The 4,577-nt window shown below is 59.1% G+C and carries 2 protein-coding genes and 1 tRNA gene; 2 read left to right on the forward strand and 1 reads right to left on the reverse strand.

The window, feature by feature from the left end; all coding sequences use genetic code 11:
• The first annotated feature begins 259 nt into the window (after positions 1–259).
• Positions 260–330: transfer RNA gene (locus tag B7L72_RS11415), tRNA-Leu, on the forward strand.
• A 218-nt stretch (positions 331–548) separates the two neighbouring features.
• Here B7L72_RS11415 and B7L72_RS11420 read toward each other — a convergent pair.
• Positions 549–860 carry an AAA family ATPase gene (locus B7L72_RS11420; protein WP_446718567.1) on the reverse strand — a complete coding sequence of 104 codons (312 nt, stop codon included), beginning with the start codon at positions 858–860 and terminating at the stop codon, positions 549–551.
• A gap of 166 nt (positions 861–1,026) precedes the next feature.
• On the opposite strand from B7L72_RS11420, the gene B7L72_RS11425 reads away from it, so the two are divergent.
• Positions 1,027–4,533, forward strand: a complete 3,507-nt coding sequence (locus B7L72_RS11425) for a DEAD/DEAH box helicase (RefSeq protein ID WP_139788503.1) — start codon at positions 1,027–1,029, stop codon at positions 4,531–4,533.
• Positions 4,534–4,577: the final 44 nt, after the last annotated feature.

The following is a 4,577-nucleotide window of genomic DNA, read 5'->3' on the forward strand; positions in this document are numbered from 1 at the left end:
AGCTGTGTTTTTGGCAGAGGTACTGCTGGCGTTCTACGCGTAGCTGAATCAATTAAAGGAGTCCGTAGTGCGCGGTGACCAGAGGTCAAATTTGGTAGAAAACAGGACACAGAAAAGTCACGGTGTGTGCCATCGTTTTGACAATGAAGGGCACAGAATGGCGTTAATGGGTGTGACGGAGAAGATTTGAAATGCATTGGAATGTTAATTAACTTGTTGTTTTAAATATTGTTTATTGGTTTTTTGACGGTGGGGAAGGGCGATGCTTGTGCGGCTTAAACCGGCCTCCGAAGCCGAAGGTCGCAGGTTCAATTCCTGCCGGGCGCGCCAAACATATCAAGGGCTTACGTTAACGCGTAGGCCCTTTTGTTTTGGCTGTGTCAAATCTGTGTCATCCATGTGCCACGCCTGCCAATATTGCCTTCAAGACTTACTACTCAGCCGCTGACCTATGGCTTTTATCTGACACCGGTGTGTCACACGCATATTAGCGTTCTGCTACCCAGTGTGTCGCTTGTGGGTATAACTATCGATATTCTCACGTCCGCTTAGCACAAGATGCTTAAGTCGGCTGAGTATCGTAAGCTAGTGCTTATAAGCGCCTGGCGTCCCTCGAACAGGCAACGGAGGGTGTCCAGCAGCAAGCTCTTGCCGAACCGGCGAGGACGGGACAGAAAATAGTATTTGTTCTGGTTGGCTAGGCGCTCAATGAACGGGGTTTTATCGACGTAGTAGTAATCGCCTTCGCGGATATCGAAAAGGTCTGAATGCCAATGGGAAGCTTGCGACGATGGGCGGATGACATGCGGGCCTCCAATGACGATACCGTTCACGCTTGGTGTGGGTGGGAAGTTTAGCACGGTCGCGTAGAGGTAGACTTGTAGCGGTAGTTACCCACCACGTGAAGTGTCGAGTAGAATTACGCCCTCACGACAACGATTGCGATGATGAACCGTTCAAACGGGCGTATGTCCCGCCGCACTACTGCTTTTTTATCACCCAATTTTTCTTCTTTTAGAGGTTTCTGTGTCTGACCACTCCCGCGCCAATGATGCCATGGCCCTCTTTATCGCGCTTCATCAGAATGATTGGCAGGGTTTCTTCGACGCCAATTCGTTGCAGCGCGGCAAGCGTTATGCCAATCAGCGTCGCGTGCTGGGTGAGCTGAGTCTGGAGCTTGATGCGGAGTGGCTGACGTTATCAGGCGACGTGGAGGGGAGCGAGCGCGAGCCTTACCACACGGATGTCACCATTGGCATTCTCGGGCGTGATGAGACGCTCATCACCGACTGTAGCTGCCCAGTGGGTGTCAGGTGTAAACACGCCGTGGCGCTTATCCAGACCTTTCTCAACCAGATGGGCAATGGGGCTGAGGTGTTTGCAGAGCGTCAGCCGCACAACGGCGCTTCGGGCAAGACGGACACGCAGCAATCGCTTAAACAGCGCTGGGAAAAGTGGATCAAGGAACTCGACCAGCCGCCGGCATCCGTGGGCGAGGGGCAACGTGTCGAGGCGACATATCGACTTGCGCTGTTTCTGGACAGCCGTGACCAGGTGGGCCCAACGCCTGTCTTATCCGTGCTGCCCGCCTGGTTGCGTCCTGGCAAGCAGAAGAGCCGCGGTAACGGCTGGGTGGCACCTCGTAGTATTGAAGTCAGTCGGTCAGGAGCGCTAGTGCCGGCCCCCGAGGGAGGTTGGCTCCCCGAGCAGGAGGAGGCCATTGATCAGCTGATGCACGGTGAGCACGAAGTGACGTGGTCAAGCACGCAGCGCATGTGGGCACTGGTGTCACATTCTTTTCAGGCCCGGGCCTTATGGGCGTTATTGGAGAGTGAAACACCCCCATTGCTGTTTCATCGCAGGCAGACGGGCACCCGGCTTGAGCGGGGGCCTACCTGCCAATTGTCACCGAGTTGGCAAGCGGATAGTGAAGGCGTACAACGATTACATCCGACCACCGTGCCAGAAGACACCCTCTCCTCCGAGGCGATCATCGCCAGAGTCGGTCGTGGCCTCTGCTATCTCGACCCCGAACGCGGCCAGTTCGGGCGGATGGAGGGTGCGCCTGAGCTCCTCGACAAGCTGTATCGGTCGCCGCCGCTGCCACCGGACATCAGCGAATGGCTGGGCGAACGGCTTCAGCAGGCACCCACACTGGCTGAACGCCTGCCCACACCGACACGGATAGAAGAGCAAACACTCAAGGATGTTACACCCCAACTCAAAGTGACGATGTGTGTCGCGGAAGGGCAGCTTGGGTTTAGCCATGGGGCGCCACTACCCCGCTGGATTCAGGTGGGCGCCGGCGTGGTGAGCTTTGATTATGCAGGCATTGAGGTACCGCCCGAAGAGGGTGACACCGCCAATGGATACCGGGATGGGCAGCGGCTGACGATACAGCGCGATACCCAGGCCGAGCGGACCCTGGTGCATGGCCTGCCCTCGGGCATGGTGACCCTTGAGCACTTGGAGAAGAAGAGCACGGTACCCGCATATCTGGAACTGCCGCCCTGGACGTTGCTATTGCCTCACCACGGTACGCCGCCCACACGGGCGACAGAGTGGCCAACGCACCTCGCCGGTCCTGATGAGTGGTGGGAGATGATAGACACGTTGCGCCAAGCGGGCTGCCTCATCGAATTCAGTGAAGACTTCCCTAAAGAGCCTATCTATCTTGAGCCCGAGGCGTGGTACGGCGAACTGGAGCCGGCCGGTAACGGCTGGTTTGATTTGGCGTTGGATATTGAGGTGGAAGGCGAGCGGGTTAACCTGCTGCCCATTTTGCGCCAACTGCTCAAGCGCGAGGATTTTCCCCTGGAGCCCCGCGAAGAGGAGGCCGATGACGCGAGCTGGACCTTGGAACTGGACGAGCATCGCCGTTTGACGCTGCCCTTGTCTCGGCTGCGTGGGCTAATGACGCCGATCTTGGATTGGCTGGGCGATGAGCGCGACCCCGACGCGTCCGTGACATTGCCGCTAACGGCCGCTGAGAAAGTGGCGCCTGTCGCCGAGCACGAGCGCTGGGCAGGGCGTGAAGAAGTGAGCGCTTTGGCCCAGCGATTACGCGAGCTGCCGGCGAGCTTACCCCAACCACCCGGTTTTGTCGGTGAGTTGCGCGACTATCAGTCCCGCGGCCTGGCCTGGCTGCGTTTTCTTTCCGAGCTCGGCACCGGCGGCATCCTGGCCGATGACATGGGACTGGGCAAGACGGTGCAAGTCCTGGCGCATGTGCTTGATGAGCGGGCTCGTGGTTCGCTCAAGGGGCCGACCCTGGTGATTGCCCCCACAAGTTTGGTGGGTAACTGGTGCACCGAAGCCGCGCGCTTCGCGCCGGATCTCCAGGTGGTGGCGTTGCAAGGCGGCAAAGCCCAGCGTGAGCGTCAGTTCGCGGAGGCGCTACCCGATGCCGACCTGGTCATTACCACCTATGCGCTCCTGATCCGCGACCTTGAGCGCTTGGGCGAAACGGCATTCGGCCTGTTAGTGCTTGATGAAGCCCAAGCCATCAAGAACGCGGCCAGCCAGACCGCGCGAGCGGTGCGCGCGCTAAAGGCCAAGCGTGCCGTGGCGATGACCGGCACGCCACTGGAGAATCACCTGGGCGAGCTGTGGGCTCAATTGGATGCTGTGGCGCCAGGCGCGCTGGGTAGCCAGCAATGGTTTGGTCAGCGCTTTCGCACGCCTATCGAGAAGGAGGGAGATGTTGCGCTTCGCGAGCAGCTCTCTCGACGCCTAGCGCCGCTGATGCTGCGCCGGACCAAGCAGCAGGTGCTCGGTGAACTGCCCGATAAGACCGAGACGCGTCGCGAAATCACCCTGAGCGGTGCTCAGCGAGAACTCTACGAGAGCCTACGTCTCGCCCAGCACCAGCGCGTGCAACAAGCCGTTGCCGAACGTGGCCTAGCCGGTTCCGGCATCGTGATGCTGGATGCGCTGCTCAAGCTGCGCCAGGTATGCTGCGACCCGCGGCTGGTCAAACTCGACAGCGCCCAAAAGGTGCGTCGCTCAGCGAAACTTGATCAACTGCGGGAACTGTTGCCGCCCCTGATTGAAGAGGGGCGGCGTATCCTGGTGTTTTCGCAGTTTACCGAGATGTTGGGGCTGATCGGCCAGGCACTGGAGAAAGATGGTATCGCCTATACCACCCTAACGGGCGATACCCCCGGTAAGACGCGAACACAGCGCGTAGCGCGCTTTCAGCAGGGGGAGGTGCCGGTTTTTTTGATTAGCCTCAAGGCCGGCGGCACCGGGCTCAACCTCACCGCGGCGGATACAGTGATTCATTACGACCCTTGGTGGAATCCGGCGGTGGAAGCACAGGCGACAGGCCGTGCCCATCGCATGGGCCAGCAGAACCCGGTGTTTGTCTACAAACTGATGTGTGCCGGTACCGTGGAAGAGCGCATTCACGACTTGCAGTCGCGCAAGGCAGACCTGGCCGCGTCCATCTTGGAAGGCGGTGCCGAACGCCAGAGTGACGGCCCGCTATTCGACGAGGAAGACCTGGCGCTGCTGTTTGCGCCGGTGGCGTAGTTCAGGCATCAAAGCAAAAACAACCTCCATGCCACTGCCCTAAG

The sequence above is a fragment of the Halomonas sp. BC1 genome (assembly GCF_002078135.1).
Lineage (GTDB): Bacteria > Pseudomonadota > Gammaproteobacteria > Pseudomonadales > Halomonadaceae > Vreelandella > Vreelandella stevensii.